We start from the raw sequence: 18,580 nt of genomic DNA, 5'->3' as shown, positions 1-18,580 counted from the left end.
CTGCTGGCAAGACCGCATCCCCTACGACCCCGCCCGCCACCGAGCTCTGCAGGCCGTCCTGGCGACCACCGCTTGACACAGGGCTACTCATGCCGGCACTCCGGTTCGCTCCGCGCCGGCATGAGGCACCACCGCACTGAGCTGGACGATTCGCTCGCTGCGCTCGCTCATGGCGGGACCTCCGGCGCCAGCATATGCGCCTGGGCGGCGGCCGGACCCGGTCCGCGACGAACCCACCGCGGCGCGCCGCCGGGACGCCCATCCACCTGATCTCGCTTGCACGGGGTGCGCGAGGGCGCCCGGCCGGGGTGTGGTTCCGGCAGGGTCGCGTACGGCTCAGCGCGGCTCGGGGAAGCTGGGCCGCTCCGGATCGACGCCCTCGGGCACCGACGCCGCGGCGTACTCCCGCTTGGGGACCATCACCTTGCGCCGGAAGACGCAGACCAGCGTGCCGTCCTGGTTGTAGCCGCGGGTCTCCACGGCGACCACCCCCCGGTCGGGCTTGGAGGACGACTCGCGCTTGTCCAGCACGGTGGTCTCGCCGTAGATCGTGTCGCCGTGGAAGGTGGGGGCCACGTGCCGGAGCGACTCGATCTCCAGGTTGGCGATCGCCTTGCCGCTGACGTCCGGCACCGACATGCCCAGCAGAAGGGAGTAGATGTAGTTGCCGACCACCACGTTGCGCTTGAACTGGCTCGCCGTCTCGGCGTAGTGCGCGTCCATGTGCAGTGGGTGGTGGTTCATGGTGAGCAGGCAGAACAGGTGGTCGTCGTACTCGGTGACCGTCTTGCCCGGCCAGTGCCGATAGACCGCGCCGACCTCGAACTCCTCGTAGTAACGCCCGAACTGCATCCTTGTCCCCTTCGACGGACGGCGATGGAGTTCGGCACAGCATGCCTTATCGACAGTTAAGGCGAACCTGGGGGCGCGGGGCGAATCGAAAAGTCACAGCAGCCGAAAGCCGCAGCCCGAGAAAGGCCGGTCAAGGCGGGCACGATCGGCCGGAGCGAAGCCGCCGACCGAGGCCGGACGCAATGAGCGGCGGGGCCCTCCCCGGCACCCGCCGCCCACGCTCTGATGCCTCAAGATTCTGCCGGATGCCTGTCCGGCTGCACAGAGACCGAGGTCACATTTATCTTTTTGTGACATCACTCAGCGTGACGGATCATCGCTCCACAAGCGATCTCTGCAGGTCGAATCGGCGCTAGTCAACGTCGAAGTTACCAATCCGTAGCGCGACAGTGCGCTGATCTCCCTGGAAACGCTCCCATTACGGCCGGTTAGGCAAATGCGACGTGCATTTGCGAACTGCCGACCGCCGGGCGGACCGACGGTGATCGATGCGGACAAAGTCCCCCAGGCCGGCCACGCCCCGGGTTTCGGTGGCACCTCGGCGGGAATGCGCTGGGGTGCACCCGGGTTCCACCAGACGTAGCTGTTCCGCGTGATCGGAGAGATTCACATGGCAACCGTCGAGCTGACCACGGCTAACTTCGACCAGGTGACCGAGAGCGACGGCATCGTGCTGGTCGACTTCTGGGCCGATTGGTGCGGCCCCTGCAAGCGGTTCGCCCCGGTCTACGAGCGCTCCTCGGAGAAGCACTCCGACATCACCTTCGGCAAGGTGGACACCGAGGCCCAGCAGGACATCGCCGCCAAGTTCGACATCCGGTCCATCCCCACGATCATGGCCGTCCGCGACGGGGTGATCGTCTTCGCCCAGCCGGGCGCGCTGCCGGAGTCGGCCCTGGAGAACCTCATCGAGCAGGTGCGCGCCCTCGACATGGACGACGTACGCAAGAAGCTCGCCGAGCACAAGCACTGACGCCACCGACGACAGGACGGCCGGGCCCAAGGGGCCCGGCCGTCGGCGTCTTCGGCCATCCTCGCCGGCCCGACTCGTCACAACTGGGACACGGCCTGGCCGATCGGACCCGCGCCCCGGCTGCCGCTACCGTATGTTCTGCATCCGATGGATGCGTTGACGAGCCCCGGCCGCACGATCCGGGTGGCGGTGACCGCGCTCGGCCTAACCGTCCTATTGGCTGGCACCGTATGGGGCGACGACGACCACTTTCCGTTCGGCCCCTTCAGGATGTATTCCACCTCGGACCCGGCCGACGCGAACGTCCCAGACACCAGGGTGGAGGGGGTCGACCTCGCCGGCAACCTGGTCGACCTCGGCGAGCGCGCGACCGGCATCCGCCGGGCCGAGATCGAGGGCCAGCAGGCTTATTACCTGGCCGACCCCGCCCGGCTGCGCGAGGTCGCCGACGCGTACGCCCGACGCCATCCCGACGCTCCCCAACTGGCCGAGGTCCGGATCGTGATCCGCTGGCACGACATCACCGACCGGCGGCCGACCGGCCAGTGGTCCGACGAGACCGTCGTGCGCTGGCAGGCGACGCCGTGAGCCGCTGGCTGACCGAGGCGGTGCCGCGCGGCCGGATCGCCGCCTTCCGCACCCTGATCTACCTCTTCGTCGCCGCCGACCTGGTCGTCTTCACCCCCTGGGTACGCGCCCGTGTCGACGTGCCCGGCGATCTGTACCAACCGTTGTTCGTCGGACGCCTACTGCCGCTGCCCACCCCCACCCCGGCGCTGGTGGGCGTGATCTTCTGGGCGCTGCTGGTGCTCGTCCTGCTCGCCGCCACCGGACGGGCGCACCGGGTGCTCGGCTGGACGGTATTCGCGCTCTACTTCCAGTGGATGATCGTCGCGATGAGCTATGGGAAGGTCGACCACGACCGGTTCGCCCTGCTCGTCGCGCTGGCCGTGCTGCCTACCGCGGGCCGGGCCCGACACGGGGACCCGACCCCGACCGAGGCCGGCGGTTGGGCCCTGCGGGTCACCCAGATCGCGGTGATCTGCACCTACTTCCTCGCCGCCCTGGCCAAGTTCCGTTTCGGCGGCCTGGACTGGGCGACCGGCTCGGTGCTGGCGAAGGCAATCATCCGGCGCGGCACCGAGTTGGCCGATCTGATCGCCCAAGTGCCGCACCTGCTACTCGTCGCCCAGTTCGGCATCCTCGCCTTCGAGCTGCTCAGCCCGGCGATCTTCGCGCTGTCCGAGCGCTGGCGGCACGTCACGGTCGGCTTTTTCTACTCGTTCCACCTGGTCACCATCGCGACCATCACCATCTCGTTCGCACCGCACCTGGTCGCCATGACCAGCTTCCTGCCGTTGGAGAAGATCCGCCCGTTGGTCGTGGCCCGACGGCTTCTGACCGGCCGGCTCGCCGGCAGCCGCGCCACGCTGGACCCGGGGATCACCTCGCCAACGCCCACGGCCGACTCCGACGGCCAACCGGACGCAACCCGGCCGGGGTGGGCCTGGGCCGTACCCCGCTCGCGGAAGGCGAGCCGGTCCCGGACAACCGCGGCACCCTAGGCCCTGCCTGCCACCTCGCCCCGGCCGCCCGCCCGGCCGCCCTCGCGGCGAAAGGCTGCCCGAGTTGAGTTCGGGCCCGCGTCTCAGCCACCCGACGGACCGTAGAGGCGGTTCCGCGTCTCCTGCGGCAACGAGCAGGTGGCCGTACCGCCTGGCATCCGGTGGCGGTTACGGGCCACCCAGCGGTACGCGGGCCAGGCGGCGGCGCGTACCAGCGGGAACCGTAAGCCGGCCCCGACGGCCCGCCACAGCCGCCCGCTGCTGGCGAGCAGCGCGGCGATGGCGTCCGGGCCGGCGGCCCGACTGCCGTCGGACCCGACCCACTGCACCGCCTCGTCGCACTCGGCCTCGGTCAACCCGAGCCGGTCAAGGTCGGCGAACTGCCAGGGCAGCACCCGGGCGCCGGTCGGGATCCGGCGCTCGATGAACTCCGCACAGCGGCTGCAGAACGCGCAGTCCCCGTCGTAGACGAAGGTCGACGTCTCCATGCCCCTATCTTCCCTCTGCCACGTTCCTCCCGCGCCGAGGTGTCCGGCGCGTCACTTGCACCATAGTCGTACGTGTGTTCGAATGATGGCCATGCGCTGGGACAACCTTGCCGCTCCCCCGGTTGAGGATGTTCCTGACCGGGCAGCACCAGCGACGCCACCCCTGCCGCTGGTGCTGCCCGGCGCGGTCGTACGCACCTTCGACACCCCCGGCTTCGCCGGAATGACCTTCTACGAGGTGCGGGCAAAGTCGATCATCAACAAGGTTCCCGGCGCGTCCCGCGTGCCGTTCGAGTGGACGATCAACCCGTACCGGGGATGCAGCCATGGGTGCGTGTATTGCTTTGCCCGGAACACCCACACCTATCTAGACCTCGACGCGGGGGCGGACTTCGACCGGCAGGTGATCGTCAAGGTCAACGCCGGTGAGCTGGTGCGCCGCGAGTTGGCCGCGCCGCGCTGGCGGGGCGCGCACCTCGCGATGGGCACCAACGTCGACTGCTACCAGCGGGCCGAGGGGCGTTACCGGCTCATGCCGCCGATCATCGAGGCCCTGCGCGACTTCGCCAACCCGTTCTCGATCCTGACCAAGGGCACCCTGATCCTGCGTGACCTGCCGCTGCTGCGACAGGCGGCCCAGGTCACCCGGGTCGGTGTGTCGTTCTCGGTGGGATTCCTCGACGAGCGGCTGTGGCGGTCGGTCGAGCCGGGCACGCCGAGCCCACGCCGGCGGCTGGCGGCGGTACGCCAGTTCACCGACGCCGGCTTCGAGGTCGGGGTGTTGATGGCACCGATCCTGCCCGGCCTCAGCGACTCCGACGAGTCCATCGAGGCCACCGTGGCGGCGATCGCCGCCGCCGGGGCGACCAGCGTGACACCGCTCCCCCTGCACCTGCGCCCCGGTGCCCGCGAGTGGTACGCCCGCTGGCTCTCGCGGGAGCACCCCCACCTGGTCCCCCGCTACCGCGAGTTGTTCCGGTCGGGCGCCTACGCGCCGCAGTCGTACCAGCGGGAGCTGACCGCGCGGGTGCGCATCGCCGCCCGCCGCCATGGTCTTTGCCGCCCAGCGGGCGATGACCACCGCCAGCAGCCGCAACCACCGGCCCCGCCGCCCGAGCAGCTCAGTCTGATCTAGGCGGGGCCACCCGACCCTCCGGTTCCCAGGTCCGGCGGCGCGTCACCCGGTCGGGTCGCCCCTGCCCGCGGTCGTGTCCTCACCGGACCGGGCCTGCGCGACATGGCTAGAGTCGGCGGGTGCGTTCCGCTCAGCAGATCCTCGCCGACTCCGCCGTGATCGCCGTCGTGGGCGCGTCCCGCGATCCGGGCAAGGCCGCGCACCGCGTGCCGGCCGAGATGCAGCGGTACGGCTGGCGGATCATCCCGGTCAACCCGACCGCCGACGAACTGTTCGGTGAGCCGGTGTACCGCTCCCTGGCCGACATTCCGCACCCGGTCGACCTGGTCGACGTGTTCCGCCCCGCGGAGGATGCCGTCGAGGTGGTCCGCCAAGCGGTGGCGATCGGCGCTCCGGCGGTCTGGTTGCAGCTGGGCATCGTGTCCCCGCAGGCGCGCCAGATCGCGCGGGAGGCCGGCGTCGACTACGTCGAGAACCATTGCCTCATCATCGAACGTGCCGCCGCCAACCTCACCCGGCTGGGCTGAACCGGCTGTTAAAAGGGGGCCCCTGCTATACCGGAGGCGTTAAGAAGGGGCCCTTCCTTACATCTCAGAGCTTGTACTCGCGGAGCAGGCCGCGGGAGATGATGGTCTTCTGGATCTCCGAGGTGCCCTCGCCGATGAGCAGGAACGGGGCCTCCCGCATCAGCCGCTCGATCTCGTACTCCTTTGAGTAGCCGTAGCCGCCGTGGATGCGGAACGCCTCCTGGACGACCTCGGTGCAGTACTCCGAGGCGAGCAGCTTGGCCATCCCGGCCTCGACGTCGTTGCGCTGGCCGGCGTCCTTGAGCCGGGCGGCGTTGACCATCAGGGCGTGCGCCGCCTCGATCTTCGTACCCATCTCGGCGAGCTTGAAGGCGATGGCCTGGTGCTTCGCGAGCGGCTGGCCGAAGGTCTTGCGCTGCTGGGCGTACGCGACGGCCAACTCGAAGGCGCGGATGGAGATGCCGCAGGCCCGCGCCGCGACGTTGACCCGGCCGACCTCGATGCCGTCCATCATCTGGTAGAAGCCGCGACCCACCTGGTCGGGGCCGCCGAGCACGGCGGTCTCGGGGACGGTGACGCCGTCGAGCACCATCTCGGTGGTCTCGACGCCCTTGTAGCCCATCTTGTCGATCCGGCCGGGGATGGTCAGGCCGGGGGCGGTCTCGCCGAAGCCGGGCTCCTTCTCCAGCAGGAAGGTGCTCATGTTGCCGTACACCGAGTCGGCACCGGTGTCGGTCTTTACCAGGGTGGCCACCACTGCGGAGTACGCCCCGTTGGTCAGCCACATCTTCTGACCGTTGATGACGAAGGTGTCCCCGTCCCGGACCGCCTTCGACTTGATCGCCGAGACGTCGGAGCCGCACTCCGGCTCGGACATCGAGAAGGCACCCCGAACCTCGCCGGTGGCCATCTTCGGCAGCAGGCGTGCCTTCTGCTCGGTGGAGCCGTGCTGCGAGATCAGGTAGGCCACGATGAAGTGCGTGTTGACGATGCCGGAGATCGACATCCAGCCCCGGGACAGCTGTTCCACGACCAGGGCGTAGGTCAGCAGGGACTCGCCGAGGCCGCCGAACTCCTCGGCGATGGTGAGGCCGAACAGCCCCATCTCCTTCATCCCGTCAAGGATGTCGGTCGGGTACTCGTCGGCGTGTTCCAGGTGCTGCGCCTGCGGGATGATCTCCTTGTCGGCGAACTCCCGGACGGTCTCCAGGATCGACCGCTGCTCGTCGGTCAGGCCGGGCGTCTGGGCGAGTCGAGCCATCTCAGCCTCCGGGGGAATTGGCGCCTTACTCATAGGTAACTAAACGCTCGATCAGTATCGGTCGAGGGGCCGGCGCGGCCAAGGTGACCAGTCCACACAACCGCTGTGAAAAGGTTCACCGCTGCGGGTAGCGTCCCGCAATGGGGGCGTCACCCACCAGCGAGGGCGACCCGGACGGGACGCCGCACTGCGGGACGGAGGAGGAGAGCTGTGAGCCAACCGCCAGAGCCGGACCAGCCGCCGTCACCGTACGAGCCACCGCCAGGGGGACAACCGCCGGGCGGGCAACCACCGACGTACGGGCACCCCCAGGGCGAGCAGCCGACGTACGGGCAGCCGGCGTACGGACAACCGCAGGGCGAGCAGCCGGCGTACGGGCAGCCGGCGTACGAGCATCCGGGCCAGCCGCCGCACGGCCAGCAGTGGGGACAGCAGCCGCCGTACACCCCGCAGGTGCCCTACGGGCAGTACGGTCCGCCGTCTCCCCCGGGGCGCGGTGGCGGCACCAACGTGCTGGCCATCCTGTCGCTGGTCTTCGCGTTCGTCTTCGCCCCCGCCGGCATCGCCCTGGGCCACCTGGCCAAGCGTCAGCTCCGCACCAGCGGCGAGGAGGGCGACCAGCTCGCCACCTGGGGCCTGATCCTCAGCTACATATTTACCGGCATCTACCTGCTTGCCTGCTGCGGCTGGCTCGCGCTGGCGCTCTGGGCCGGCTCCGGCACCCACACCTGAGCCACGCTCAGAGCGAAACCACGACCGGAGCAGAAACGCCTAGCGGAACTGGGCCTCCCGCACGCTGTTGCCGCCGTCGACCACCAGCATCTGGCCGGTGATGTACGACGCCGCGGGCGAGCAGAGAAACGTGATCGCCGCGGCCACCTCGTCCGGCGTGCCGGGGCGACCCACCGGCGTGCCCAGGCCCTGCTTGATCTCGGCCATCGTCGAGGCGGCGGTGTAGATGGTGCCCGGGGCCACCGCGTTGACCGTGACCCCGTCCGCGATCATCTCCATCGCCAGCGCCCGGGTCAGCCCCACCACGCCGGCCTTGGCCGCCGCGTACGCCGCCTCGGTCGGCAACGCGTTGACCGGGCCGGCGGTCGCCGCCAGGTTCACGATCCGTCCCCAACCACGTTCAGCCATCCCGCCGATGAACGCCCGGCTGCACAGGAACGCCGTGGTGAGGTTCCGGTCGATCTCGCCACGCCACTCGTCGTAGCTGAGCTGGGCCACCGGGCGCAGCACCTCCGGGCTCGCCCGGCTGGCCAGGCCGGCGTTGTTGACCAGCACCTCGACGTCGCCGAGTTGCTCGGCGACGGCGTCGGCCAGCGCACCGACCTCAGACTCGTCGGTGAGGTCGGCGACGAAGCCGGTCACGCCGAGCTCGCCGGCCCGCTCGTGGATGCGCCGGGTGGTCGAGACGATCGCCACTCGGGCACCCAGGTCGGTCAACCGCCGGGCGGTGGCGTATCCGATCCCGTCCGGGCTGCCCGCACCGGTCACCAGGGCGACCTTGCCGTCCAGCCGCAAGGTCACCGGCTCGGGCAGCGGGGCCGGTGAGTCGTGGTCGCCCGCCCCCGGCGCCGCAACGGCGCGGGGGCGTCGGGCGGCACCCGGCCGGCTGACGTCCCGTCTCGGTCGGTTGCCGGACCGGTCCGCCGCGCGCGCGTCAATCCCCATGCCGAGATCCTGCCCTCTGCCGTCGCGCCGGGCAACGCCGCACCCGTTGCCGGGCGCGTCGCGATTGCCCGGCAGTGACTACCCTGACTGCGCCACAACATCGCGACGGAAGTGAGCCTGATGACACAGCCCCCGCCGTCCGGCGGCTGGCCCGACCCCGCGTCGACCGGTCAGCCCGCCACACCGCCGGCCGACCCGACCCTGCCGGTGAGCGCCCAGCCGCCCGTGCCGCACCAGCCCACCGGATACGACCCGTACCAGTACCAGCCGGCCGACCCGTACGCCGGCATGGGGTCGGGCACGCCGCCGACCGCCGCGCCGTACCCGCCCGCCGGCTACCCGCCCCAGCCGGGCTACGGCTACCCGCCCGGGTACGGCCAGCCGCCGCGGCAGACGAGCTCGCTGGCCATCGTCGCCCTGGTGCTCTCGCTGATCGGAATCGGCTCGTGCATCACCGCCCCGATCGGCGCGATCATGGGGCATGTGGCGATGCGCCAGATCCGCGAGAACGGTGAGAGCGGCGAGGGGATGGCGAAGGCAGCCATCATCGTCGGCTGGATCCTCACCGGCCTGATCGCACTGGTGATCATCGGCTATGCCGTCGCGATCGGCTTCGTCATCGCGAACTCGTCCACGGTCTGAACGGGACGTGCCCGCCCCGACCGAGGTCGGGGCGGGCACGGCGGTGATCGATCGGGCTATTCGGCGGGTGGCGTGAAGGTGGAGGTACGCGTCATGCCAGCGGCCCGGCCCTTGGCCGCGATCACCAGCGCCATCTTGCGGGACGCCTCGTCGATCATCTCGTCGCCGAGCATGACCGCGCCGAGCCTGCCGCCCGCCTCCGAGGTGTAGTGCTCGTACGCGTCGAGGATCAACTCCGCGTGGTCGTAGTCGGCCTGGGCCGGCGAGTAGACCTCGTTGGCGGCGTCGATCTGCCCGGGGTGCAGCACCCACTTGCCGTCGAAGCCGAGCGCCGCCGAGCGCCTCGCCACCTCACGGAAGGCGTCCACGTCCCGGATCTGTAGGAACGGACCGTCGATGGCCTGCTTGTCGTGCATCCGGGCGGCCATCAGGATGCGCATCAGGATGTAGTGGTACGGGTCCCCCGGGTAGTCCGGGATGAGCCCGCCGACCACCAGCGACTTCATGTTGATCGAGGCCATGAAGTCGGCCGGGCCGAAGATGATCGTCTCGACCCGGGGCGAGGCGGCGGCGATGGCGTCCACGTTGACCAGGCCGGCCGCGTTCTCGATCTGCGCCTCGATGCCGATCCGGCCCACCTCGAGGCCGAGGGTCTTCTCCAACTGGGTGAGGGTCATGTCCAGCCAGTGCACCTGCGCCGCGCCCTGCACCTTGGGCAGCATCACGCAGTCGAGGTTGGCGCCGGCGCCCTCGACCACGTCGATGACGTCCCGGTAGGTCCACGGCGTGGTCAGATCGTTGACCCGGACCACCCGGGTCTTGCCCGCCCAGTCACCCTCGTTGAGCGCGGCCACGATGTTCTTCCGGGCGTCCGGCTTGGCCAGCGGCGCGACGGCGTCCTCCAGGTCCAGGAAGACCTGGTCGGCCGGCAGTCCCTGGGCCTTGCCGAGCATCTTGACGCTGGATCCGGGCACGGCCAGGCAGGACCGGCGGGGGCGCCCAACAACGGCCATCGACTGCGCTCCTTCCGGGTGCGGCGGACATGCCACCGCCACCTGAGACTTAACGATCCCAAAGGTGTTTGTGACGCCACGGTAACCTCGTCCCGTGACCGGGGTGAATGGACCTGTGGAAGATCTCACTGGCCGTCGAATGGTGGTGGTGACGGGCGCCAGCTCCGGGATCGGGCTGGCTGCCGCGATCGACCTGGCGCGCCGTGGTGACCAGGTGGTATTGGTGGGCCGCGACCCGTCCCGGCTGCGGTCAGCGGCCAACGAGGTACGCGAGGCGTCCGGGGAGCGGCCCGAGGTGTTCCGCGCCGACTTCGCGGTACTCGACGACGTCCGACAGTTGGCTGAGGAGCTGCGCGCCGCGTACGACCGGATCGACGTGCTGGCCAACAACGCCGGCGCGATCGTGCTCCAGCCGGTCACCACGGTCGACGGCTTCGAGCTGTCCATCCAGGCCAACCACCTGGCCCCGTTCCTGCTGAGCAACCTGCTCGCCGACCGGATCCGCCGGATGGTGGTGACCGCCTCGGGCGCGCACCGCAGCGGTGTGCTGGATCCGGACGACCTCAACGCGCCGCTGCGCCGCTACCGCCCGATGGCCGCGTACGGCACCAGCAAGCAGGCGAACATCCTGTTCACTGCGGAGGCGGCGCGCCGGTGGCCGGCCGTCGACTCGTACTCCTTCCATCCCGGGGTGGTGCGGACCCGGTTCGGCAACGAGAGCCGGCTGGTCGCCGTGGGCATGCGCCTGCTGCCGTTGCGCGGCCCGGTCAAGGGCGCGCAGACGCTGGTGTGGCTGGCCAATCAGGACCGGTCCCGGCTGATCGGCGGCGGTTACTACTTCGACCGCCGGCCGCGCCGCCCGCTACGCAAGGCGGCCGACCCCCAGCTTGCGACCCGGCTCTGGACGGCCAGCGCCACTGCGGTCGGCGTCGCCGGCTGATCGAGCGAACGCGCCAGACACGGCCGCGCTGCGGCTGCGCCACCGGCTGATGCCTCCGCGCCCTTTGCTCTGCTTCAACCCGCGCACCGGTTCGGCCGGTAACCAGTGCGCGGGTTGAGGCAGAGCAAAGGGGTCAGGGAGCAGAGCAAAGGGGTCAGGGAGCAGAGCAAAGGGGTCAGGGAACAGAGGCGTGGAGGGCGGGTCAGCGCGCCGCGCCGACCGGAGGCAACGGGGTCGCGGGATTCGAGGGGCGTTGCGATACTCCGGCCCATGACGACCACGGGGGACCACACCGACACCAGGGTCCAGGTGCTCGGCAAGGACGACGATCTCAACGCCCGCCTGGACGCGGAACTGACCGCCTTCAACCAGCGGGCGACCGGTGCCGACGACGAGGCGGACCTCTCCGTCCGGATCACCTCGCCCGACGGTGAGCTGGTCGCCGGGCTGACCGGGTGGAGCTGGGGCAGCTGCGCCGGGATCAACATGGTGTGGGTACGCGCGGACCGTCGGGGCGAGGGCTGGGGTGGCCGGCTGCTGCGGGCGGCCGAGGAGGAGGCCCGGCGACGGGGCTGCACCGAGATCTCGGTCGCCTCGTTCTCGTTCCAGGCTCCCGAGTTCTACCGCCGGCACGGTTACCTCGACACCGGCCGCCGGGAGGGGATCCCGGGCGGCCACGTCGACCACCACTTCTGGAAGTCGCTGGTCACCGATTCGGCGGCCGCGGTGCGCCTGGTCGCGCTGGTCGAGTTGCCGGCCGCGGCGGTCGAGGCCGCTCAACGGTACGAGGACACCGTGCTCGCCCTGCTGCCTCGACATGGCGGCCGGGTGGAGCGGCGGCTGCGCACCGGCGACGGGCGTACCGAGGTGCACGTGATCCGGTTCGACACCCGGGCCGGCTACGACGCGTTCCTGGTCGACCCGGAGCGGGCGGCGCTGCGGGCGGCACTCGGCGCGACCGCGCCGAGCACCCGCGTACTCGAGGTGCAGGAGGTCTGACCAAGACGGCGAACGCCGGGCCTCAGTCGCGCAGCGGGGCGGTGTCGGCGGGCACGGCGGTGGTGACCCGTGGGAGACGGCGGGCCGACCGGGCACTGGACAGCACCACCACGGCGACGCCGGCCAGCAGCAGGGCCAGGCCGGGCAGGGTCACCGGGTCGGGCAGCTGGCCCAGCCACGCCCAGCCGAGCAGAGCCGCCCCGGGGGCCTCAAGCAGGATCAGCACGCTGATCGTGGTGGCCGAGATCCGCCGCAGCGCGTAGTTGAACATCGAGTGGCCGAGCAGTTGGGCGCCGCCGACCAGGGCCAGTACGGCCAACCAGGTCCCGGTGTCGAAGCCGCCCAGCGGCACCTGGCCGACCAGGCAGACCACCAGCAGGATCAGCGCGCACACCCCGTAGCAGATCGTGGTGTAGGTGGCGGTGCTGACCGTGGCCCGGGCCCGCTCGCCCAGCGCGGTGTACACCGCCGCGAACATGCCCCCGGCCACCGCCAGCAGGTCGCCGGCGAAGGCTTCACCGGAGAGGGTGAAGTCGGCGCCGGTTGCCAGCACCGCACCGACGACCGCGAGGCCGATGCCGGCCCACATGCCCAACGGCAGCCGGCGGCCCTGGGCGCGGGCGATCAGTCCCTGCCAGACCGGCTGGGTGGCGACGAGCGCCGTCGCGGCGGCCACCGAGGTGAGCTTCGCGCTCGGCATCCAGGTGGCGAAGTGCGCTGCCAGGGCCACCCCGGACAGCACACAGAACACGCCGTCCCGCCGTCCGGCACCGATGGTCAGCGATCGGAACTCGGCCCGCCGCCGGGTCAGCGCGAACGGGCTCAGCACGGCCACCGAGAGCAGGTTGCGCCAGAACGCCACGGCCAGGGCGGGTGCGGCGGCGAACGCGATCAGCGGTGCGGACGAGGACACGGCGACGACGGCGAGGGCCAGCGCGCCGGTGGTCAGCAGATCCGGCGGCGGGCGGTGGGCTTCAGGTGGCACGAGATGCAATCCTCACACGACACCGGCCGCCACTTTCCGTCAACGTTCGGTTACGATCACGCACGTCCCGTCGGGACCTCTCACCTCGCGCCGGAGGCGCATTCCCATGCCCAGGTTCCAGGCGGTGCTGTTCGACTTCTTCGGCACGCTGACCCGTCCGGTGCAGCGTGGCGACGGTCACCGCACCACCGCCGAGTTGCTCGGCTGCCCGCTGGACACCTTCGTCGAGGTGCTCGACCGCAGCTTCTACGAACGCGCCAGCGGGCGCTTCGGCAGCGCCGAAGCGACCCTGCGGTGGGTGTGCGAGCAGGCGGGCGTACGTCCGCCGGAGGAGGCCCTGCGAGCGGCGGTGGCCGCCCGGCACCGGGCCGTACGCGCGGACACCCGGCTGCGGGACGACGCGGTCCCGACCCTGCGGGCGCTGCGGAAGCGGGGCGTGCGTACCGGCGTGATCAGCGACTGCACCCACGAGCTGCCGGTGTTCCTGCCGGAGTTGGCCGTGGCCCCACTGCTCGACGTCCGGATCTTCTCCATCCAGCTGGGCTGCTGCAAGCCGGACAGCGCGCTGTACCTGGCCGCCTGCGCCCGGTTGGGCGTACACCCCCAGGACTGTCTCTACGTGGGCGACGGCGGCAGCCAGGAGCTGACCGGCGCGCAGCGCGCCGGGATGAGCGCCGTCCGGCTGGCCGCGCCCGACCTCGCCGACCACCTGGTCTTCAACGTCGACACCGGGTGGGCCGGCCGGATGTTGGGCACGCTCGGCGAGGTGCTCGACGTGGTCGAGACCGCGACCGACCCGGTGGGCGTGCGGTGGTGAGGTGGGTGCCCGCTGCCGCGGGCGTCAGCGGCGCCGGACGCGGTGCAGCCGGAACGGCTTGCGGGTCGCCCGGATCACCGGAGCCGGCCGGGGCGGCTCCGCGAGCGAGCCGGCGGGCAGGTCACCACCCTGCACCGGCTCGCCGGCAGCGGCCAGCCGGACCAGCGCGCACCCGTCGGCGGCCCAGCGGGCCACCAGGTCGGCGGTGGGGCCCGGCGCGTTCAGCCGCTTGGCCCCGACCAGCGGGGCCAGCGTGTCCCACTCGTCGGTGCCCGGAACCACCCGGGTCACCCGCGCCGGCCAGGTGACGATCCGGCCACCGTGGTCACCGCGGAGCGTCACCTGCGCCTCGTCGGCCTCGGCCAGCCCCGGCGCGGCCTGCTCCCCGGGGCCGCTGACCACGAACAGGGCACCTTCCAGTGGCACGCACCACAGGGCGAGCGACGGGCCACCGGCCACCGCGACCCAGGCCACCGAGGCCTTCTTCATCGCCTCGTCGACCAGTGGGGTGCTGTGCTCCGCTGCGTCGGTCACCACCGCATCCTCTCGTACCCGTCCCGGTCACGCGCCCGCTGGTCAGCCGACGAACGGCGGGACCAGAATCTCTCCCCGCGCCACCGGCATCACCTGCCCGGCGACGCTGGCACCCACCGGCGTACCACCGGACGCGGTCACCGTGCAGGCCAGCGACGACGGCCGGCCGATCTCGGCACCCTGCCGGACGGTGTACGACGATCGTCCCTCACCCGGTAGCAGGCCGCTGGCGACCAGCCACACCCCGAGCCCGAGCGCGGCGGATCCGGTCGCCGGGTCCTCGGGTACGCCGAGGCCGGGGACGAAGACCCGGGCGTGCGCGGTTTGCGTGGCGGCGTTCCAGGAGAAGACGCTGACATGCTCGATCCCGTAGCGCCGGGCCGCCACCGAGTCCACCTGAGCCCTCGCCAGGGCGTCCGGGCGCACCGGCAGGAACGGGAACTCCAGGCCGCAGCCAGCCACCCGGGGCGGCGGCCCCAGATGATCCTCGGCGGTCAGTCCGGCCATCTCCAGCAATGGCTCCAGGTCCAGTTCGGGGCCGAGGGTGGGGGTGCCACCGGTGAGCGTGGCCCCGCCCTCGGTCACCTCGATCGGCAGCACCCCGGCCCCGCACTCCTGGGTGACCTGCCCCGCACCGAACAGACCCCGCCGGCTGGCGGTCACCGCCGCGCCGACGCTGGGATGGCCGGCGAACGGCAACTCCTCGACCGGGGTGAAGATCCGGGCCCGGTAGGTGGCGCCGACCTGGGTCGCGGGCAGCACGAAAACCGTCTCCGAGAGGTTGAACTCCCGGGCCAGCGCCTGCATCTGCTCCGTGGCCAGCCCTTCGGCGCCGAACACCACCGCGAGCGGGTTCCCCGCGTACGGACGGTCGGTGAAGACGTCCACGATCTCGTAAGCCAAGGTCGACATGTTGATAAACAGTAGGCCCTCAGGGCGGGTGCCGAAGTCACAGCCCGACCGGGACTTCGCCGGACGCCCTAGGCTGATGCCCGTGAGCACGCCGACCCGGGTGTACATCGCCCGCCTCGCCGGAGTCGCCGTCTTCGACCCCAACGGCGACCAGGTGGGCCGGGTACGCGACGCGGTTGCCCGGGTGCGCCCGACCCAACGGCCGCCCGAGGTGGTGGGCCTGGTCGCCGAGATGCCGATGCGCCGGCGGATCTTCCTCTCCATCAACCGGATCACCTCGATCGACGCCGACGCGATCGTGCTGGGCAGCGGCACGCTGAACCTGCGCCGGTTCGAGAAGCGCCCGAACGAGCTGCTGGTGCTCCAGGAACTGCTGGACCGCCGGGTGCAGGTCGAACCGGACGGCCGAGCGGCGACGGTGGTGGACGTCGCGATGGAGTGCAGCCGGAGCGGCGAGTGGTCGCTCACCCGGGTTGCGGTACGCGAACAGACCGGCCGGCTCGCCCGCCGGGGCAACCTGCACCAGGTCGAGTGGGACAAGGTACGCGGGCTCAGTGGCGTCGCCGACGACCGTGGCACCGCCAACCTGCTGGCCGTACTGGAGGACATGCGCCCGGCCGACCTGGCGAACGCCTTGCAGGATCTCCCCGACACCCGGCGCATCGAGGTCGCCGCGGCCCTGGACGACGAGCGGCTCGCCGACGTGCTCAGCGAACTTCCCGAGCACGACCAGGTCGAGATCCTCGCCACGCTGGGCCGCGAGCGGGCCGCCGACATCCTGGAGGAGATGGACCCGGACGACGCCGCCGACCTGCTCGGCGAGCTGTCCCCGCCGGAACAGGACGTGCTGCTCGACCTGATGGAACCGGACGAGGCCGACTCGGTACGGCAGCTGCTGAAGTACACGCAGGGCACCGCCGGCAGCGTGATGACCTCCGAACCGGTCATCCTGCCACCGGACGCCACGGTCGCGGAGGCGCTGGCGCGGATCCGCGAGGAACAGCTCTCCCCGGCGGTGGCCGCGCAGGTGTTCGTGACCCGCGCGCCGATGACCACTCCCACCGGCCGCTACCTCGGCATGGTGCACTTTCAGCGGCTGCTCCGCGAGCCCCCGGCCGACCTGCTCGGTGGGGTGGTGGTCAACGACATCGACCCACTGCGCCCGACCACCCCACTGCCGGAGATCACTCGCCGGATGGCGACCTACGATCTGGTGGCCATGCCGGTGATCGACCGGAACAACCGGCTGGTGGGCGCGGTCACCGTCGACGACGTGCTGGACCATTCGCTGCCCCGAGACTGGCGGGACCGCGACGCGGTGACGAGCACCGCCCCGGACTCGGCGGCGAGCACGCCGGCCCCCGACGCGGCGACGGAGAGTACGCATGACTGAGCAGCGACGGGGCGAGCGGCTGGACCTGCCGCGGGAGCCGCGTGGGGTGCGGCTCCCCCGGGTCGACCAGGAGACCTTCGGCCGGTGGGCCGAGGGCATCGCGCGTGGCATGGGCACGGCGCTCTTCATCGTCTACATGACCCTGGTCCTAGCGCTCTGGTTCGTCTGGAACACCCTGGTGCCGGCGAGCCTGCGCTTCGACCCGTACACCTTCACCTTCCTCACCCTGATCCTGTCCATCCAGGCGTCGTACGCGGCACCGCTGATCCTGCTGGCGCAGAACCGCCAGTCGGACCGGGACCGGGTGGCCCTTGAGGAGGACCGGCGGCGGGCGACCATGCAGAAGGCCGAGACGGAGTACCTGGCCCGGGAGATCGCGGCGCTGCGGATCGCGCTGGGCGAGGTGGCGACCCGGGACTTCGTCCGCTCGGAGCTGTCCCGGCTGGCCGAGGAGCTGGACGAGGCGGCGCAACGGCGGCAGCGGCTGGAGCGCCGGCAACGGGAGGGGGCGGTCCCCGGCACGGCCGACGGTGCCGGGCTCGACGAACCTCGCGACGAGGTGGACGGCGACCGCTCCCGGTGAGGGGCACCACGACGCCGGTGCCACCGTCACCCGGAGAGCTGATCGACTCGCTCACAACCACCGCCGCTGGCGCAGGTGGCGGATGGCGACCGACGTAGCATTGCGGGCATGTCAGCTCCCGTCAGCACCGTCAACGACGCAGTCCAGGCCGCCCTGGCCACCGTCAACGACCCGGAGATCCGCCGGCCGATCACCGAACTCGGCATGGTGCGCTCCGCCGAGGTCGGCGAGGACGGTGTGGTCCGGGTCGAGCTGCTGCTCACCGTGGCCGGCTGCCCGCTGAAGGACAAACTGCGGTCGGACATCACCGCCGCCGTGGGCGCGGTGAGCGGGGTCACCGGCGTGGAGATCGAGTTCGGCGTGATGAGCACCGAGCAGCGCCAGGAACTCCAGGCCAAGCTGCGCGGTGGCGGCGCGACCGAGGAGCCGGTCATCCCGTTCGCCCAGCCCGGCTCCCGCACCCGGGTGTACGCGGTGGCCAGCGGCAAGGGCGGGGTGGGCAAGTCCAGCGTGACGGTGAACCTGGCTGCGGCACTGGCCGCCCGGGGCCTCTCCGTCGGCGTGGTGGACGCGGACATCTACGGACACTCCGTGCCCCGGATGCTCGGCGCGGACGGCCGCCCCACTCGGGTCGAAGACATGATCATGCCGCCGCAGTCGCACGGCGTGAAGGTCATCTCGATCGGCATGTTCACCGCCGGCAACGCCGCCGTGGTCTGGCGCGGCCCGATGCTGCACCGCGCGTTGCAGCAGTTCCTCGCCGACGTCTACTGGGGCGACCTCGACGTCCTCCTGCTCGACCTGCCGCCGGGCACCGGCGACGTGGCCATCTCCCTGGCCCAACTGCTGCCCAACGCCGAGATCCTGGTGGTCACCACGCCCCAGGCCGCCGCCGCCGAGGTGGCCGAGCGGGCCGGCGCGATCGCCCTGCAGACCCACCAGCGGGTGGTCGGCGTGATCGAGAACATGTCCTGGCTGGAGCTGCCGGACGGTTCCCGGATGGAGATCTTCGGGGCCGGCGGTGGCCAGACGGTCGCCGACTCGCTGACGCAGACCATCGGCGCCCAGGTGCCGCTGCTGGGTCAGGTGCCGCTCGACACCCGGGTCCGCGAGGCGGGCGACGAGGGGAACCCGATCGTGCTCGCCGCGCCGGACTCCCCGGCGGCGAAGGCCCTGGGCCAGGTCGCCGACCGGCTCGCGCTGCGCCGCGAGTCGCTGCTCGGCAAGCCGCTGGGCCTCAAGCCGTCCGGCCGCTAGGGCCTGGGTCGAGCCGAGGCCCTGAAC

At 71.3% G+C, this 18,580-nt stretch carries 21 protein-coding genes; 13 read left to right on the top strand and 8 right to left on the bottom strand.

Annotated features, from left to right (window positions below):
- Positions 1-336: 336 nt before the first annotated feature.
- Positions 337-852 carry a MaoC family dehydratase gene (locus tag AB0M52_RS04650; RefSeq protein WP_111215226.1) on the bottom strand — a complete coding sequence of 172 codons (516 nt, stop codon included), beginning with the start codon at positions 850-852 and terminating at the stop codon, positions 337-339.
- 610 nt (positions 853-1,462) lie between these two features.
- On the opposite strand from AB0M52_RS04650, the gene trxA reads away from it, so the two are divergent.
- The 3 genes from trxA to AB0M52_RS04635 all read left to right on the top strand — a co-directional run bounded on the left by trxA (position 1,463) and on the right by AB0M52_RS04635 (position 3,390).
- Positions 1,463-1,825: a thioredoxin gene (gene trxA / locus AB0M52_RS04645; RefSeq protein WP_111215227.1), complete on the top strand. Its 363-nt coding sequence runs from the start codon at positions 1,463-1,465 to the stop codon at positions 1,823-1,825.
- A gap of 147 nt (positions 1,826-1,972) precedes the next feature.
- Positions 1,973-2,413, top strand: coding sequence for a hypothetical protein (locus AB0M52_RS04640; RefSeq protein ID WP_363948854.1), 441 nt, complete (start codon positions 1,973-1,975; stop codon positions 2,411-2,413).
- Positions 2,410-3,390, top strand: a complete 981-nt coding sequence (locus AB0M52_RS04635) for an MFS transporter permease (protein ID WP_363948852.1) — start codon at positions 2,410-2,412, stop codon at positions 3,388-3,390. Before AB0M52_RS04640 ends, AB0M52_RS04635 begins: the two co-directional genes overlap by 4 nt.
- A gap of 83 nt (positions 3,391-3,473) precedes the next feature.
- On the opposite strand, the gene AB0M52_RS04630 is transcribed toward AB0M52_RS04635, so the two are convergent.
- Complete coding sequence (locus tag AB0M52_RS04630) at positions 3,474-3,878, bottom strand: DUF393 domain-containing protein (RefSeq protein ID WP_363948851.1); 405 nt, start codon at positions 3,876-3,878, stop codon at positions 3,474-3,476.
- Positions 3,879-3,969: 91 nt separating this feature from the next.
- Between AB0M52_RS04630 and AB0M52_RS04625 the strand changes: the two genes are divergently transcribed.
- Together AB0M52_RS04625 and AB0M52_RS04620 are read left to right on the top strand one after the other, a co-directional pair.
- Positions 3,970-5,013 (top strand): Rv2578c family radical SAM protein, encoded by a 1,044-nt coding sequence (locus AB0M52_RS04625; protein ID WP_363948849.1) that lies wholly within the window; start codon positions 3,970-3,972, stop codon positions 5,011-5,013.
- A 119-nt stretch (positions 5,014-5,132) separates the two neighbouring features.
- Positions 5,133-5,540, top strand: coding sequence for a CoA-binding protein (locus AB0M52_RS04620; protein ID WP_111215229.1), 408 nt, complete (start codon positions 5,133-5,135; stop codon positions 5,538-5,540).
- A 64-nt stretch (positions 5,541-5,604) separates the two neighbouring features.
- Here the strand turns inward: AB0M52_RS04620 and AB0M52_RS04615 are convergent, their stop codons facing one another.
- Positions 5,605-6,801, bottom strand: coding sequence for an acyl-CoA dehydrogenase family protein (locus AB0M52_RS04615; protein WP_363948847.1), 1,197 nt, complete (start codon positions 6,799-6,801; stop codon positions 5,605-5,607).
- A 210-nt stretch (positions 6,802-7,011) separates the two neighbouring features.
- On the opposite strand from AB0M52_RS04615, the gene AB0M52_RS04610 reads away from it, so the two are divergent.
- The gene (locus tag AB0M52_RS04610; protein ID WP_363948845.1) at positions 7,012-7,533 is read left to right on the top strand and encodes a DUF4190 domain-containing protein; all 522 of its coding nucleotides are present in this window, start codon (positions 7,012-7,014) and stop codon (positions 7,531-7,533) included.
- A gap of 39 nt (positions 7,534-7,572) precedes the next feature.
- Here the strand turns inward: AB0M52_RS04610 and AB0M52_RS04605 are convergent, their stop codons facing one another.
- Positions 7,573-8,478 carry an SDR family NAD(P)-dependent oxidoreductase gene (locus AB0M52_RS04605; protein ID WP_363948842.1) on the bottom strand — a complete coding sequence of 302 codons (906 nt, stop codon included), beginning with the start codon at positions 8,476-8,478 and terminating at the stop codon, positions 7,573-7,575.
- 120 nt (positions 8,479-8,598) lie between these two features.
- Here AB0M52_RS04605 and AB0M52_RS04600 point away from each other — a divergent pair, with 120 nt between their 5' ends.
- Positions 8,599-9,120: a DUF4190 domain-containing protein gene (locus AB0M52_RS04600; RefSeq protein WP_363948839.1), complete on the top strand. Its 522-nt coding sequence runs from the start codon at positions 8,599-8,601 to the stop codon at positions 9,118-9,120.
- A gap of 56 nt (positions 9,121-9,176) precedes the next feature.
- Here the strand turns inward: AB0M52_RS04600 and AB0M52_RS04595 are convergent, their stop codons facing one another.
- Positions 9,177-10,133: a CoA ester lyase gene (locus AB0M52_RS04595; RefSeq protein WP_363948836.1), complete on the bottom strand. Its 957-nt coding sequence runs from the start codon at positions 10,131-10,133 to the stop codon at positions 9,177-9,179.
- Positions 10,134-10,248: 115 nt separating this feature from the next.
- On the opposite strand from AB0M52_RS04595, the gene AB0M52_RS04590 reads away from it, so the two are divergent.
- Together AB0M52_RS04590 and AB0M52_RS04585 are read left to right on the top strand one after the other, a co-directional pair.
- Positions 10,249-11,073, top strand: a complete 825-nt coding sequence (locus AB0M52_RS04590) for an SDR family NAD(P)-dependent oxidoreductase (protein ID WP_363948861.1) — start codon at positions 10,249-10,251, stop codon at positions 11,071-11,073.
- A 270-nt stretch (positions 11,074-11,343) separates the two neighbouring features.
- Positions 11,344-12,072, top strand: a complete 729-nt coding sequence (locus tag AB0M52_RS04585) for a GNAT family N-acetyltransferase (RefSeq protein WP_363948834.1) — start codon at positions 11,344-11,346, stop codon at positions 12,070-12,072.
- 22 nt (positions 12,073-12,094) lie between these two features.
- Here the strand turns inward: AB0M52_RS04585 and AB0M52_RS04580 are convergent, their stop codons facing one another.
- On the bottom strand, positions 12,095-13,057 hold the full coding sequence (locus AB0M52_RS04580) for a DMT family transporter (RefSeq protein WP_363948831.1): 963 nt from the start codon (positions 13,055-13,057) through the stop codon (positions 12,095-12,097).
- A gap of 106 nt (positions 13,058-13,163) precedes the next feature.
- Here AB0M52_RS04580 and AB0M52_RS04575 point away from each other — a divergent pair, with 106 nt between their 5' ends.
- On the top strand, positions 13,164-13,874 hold the full coding sequence (locus tag AB0M52_RS04575; RefSeq protein WP_363948829.1) for an HAD family hydrolase: 711 nt from the start codon (positions 13,164-13,166) through the stop codon (positions 13,872-13,874).
- 24 nt (positions 13,875-13,898) lie between these two features.
- Here the strand turns inward: AB0M52_RS04575 and AB0M52_RS04570 are convergent, their stop codons facing one another.
- Both AB0M52_RS04570 and AB0M52_RS04565 read right to left on the bottom strand, forming a co-directional pair.
- The gene (locus AB0M52_RS04570; protein ID WP_363948826.1) at positions 13,899-14,408 is read right to left on the bottom strand and encodes a hypothetical protein; all 510 of its coding nucleotides are present in this window, start codon (positions 14,406-14,408) and stop codon (positions 13,899-13,901) included.
- A gap of 42 nt (positions 14,409-14,450) precedes the next feature.
- A complete protein-coding gene (locus AB0M52_RS04565; RefSeq protein WP_363948824.1) occupies positions 14,451-15,320 on the bottom strand; it encodes a PhzF family phenazine biosynthesis protein in 870 nt (289 codons plus the stop codon).
- Between the two features lie 82 nt (positions 15,321-15,402).
- On the opposite strand from AB0M52_RS04565, the gene AB0M52_RS04560 reads away from it, so the two are divergent.
- The 3 genes from AB0M52_RS04560 (at position 15,403) to AB0M52_RS04550 (ending at position 18,553) form a co-directional block, all read left to right on the top strand.
- Complete coding sequence (locus AB0M52_RS04560; RefSeq protein WP_363948822.1) at positions 15,403-16,713, top strand: CBS domain-containing protein; 1,311 nt, start codon at positions 15,403-15,405, stop codon at positions 16,711-16,713.
- A complete protein-coding gene (locus AB0M52_RS04555; RefSeq protein WP_363948819.1) occupies positions 16,706-17,296 on the top strand; it encodes a DUF1003 domain-containing protein in 591 nt (196 codons plus the stop codon). The genes AB0M52_RS04560 and AB0M52_RS04555 overlap by 8 nt, the downstream gene beginning before the upstream one ends.
- A gap of 108 nt (positions 17,297-17,404) precedes the next feature.
- On the top strand, positions 17,405-18,553 hold the full coding sequence (locus tag AB0M52_RS04550) for an Mrp/NBP35 family ATP-binding protein (protein WP_363948816.1): 1,149 nt from the start codon (positions 17,405-17,407) through the stop codon (positions 18,551-18,553).
- Positions 18,554-18,580: the final 27 nt, after the last annotated feature.

Source organism: Micromonospora sp. NPDC051296 (assembly GCF_040682255.1).
In the GTDB taxonomy this organism is placed as follows: Bacteria; Actinomycetota; Actinomycetes; order Mycobacteriales; family Micromonosporaceae; genus Micromonospora; species Micromonospora craterilacus.
Note: the sequence above shows the minus strand (reverse complement) of the source record. Positions and strands in the feature narration are given on the sequence as shown.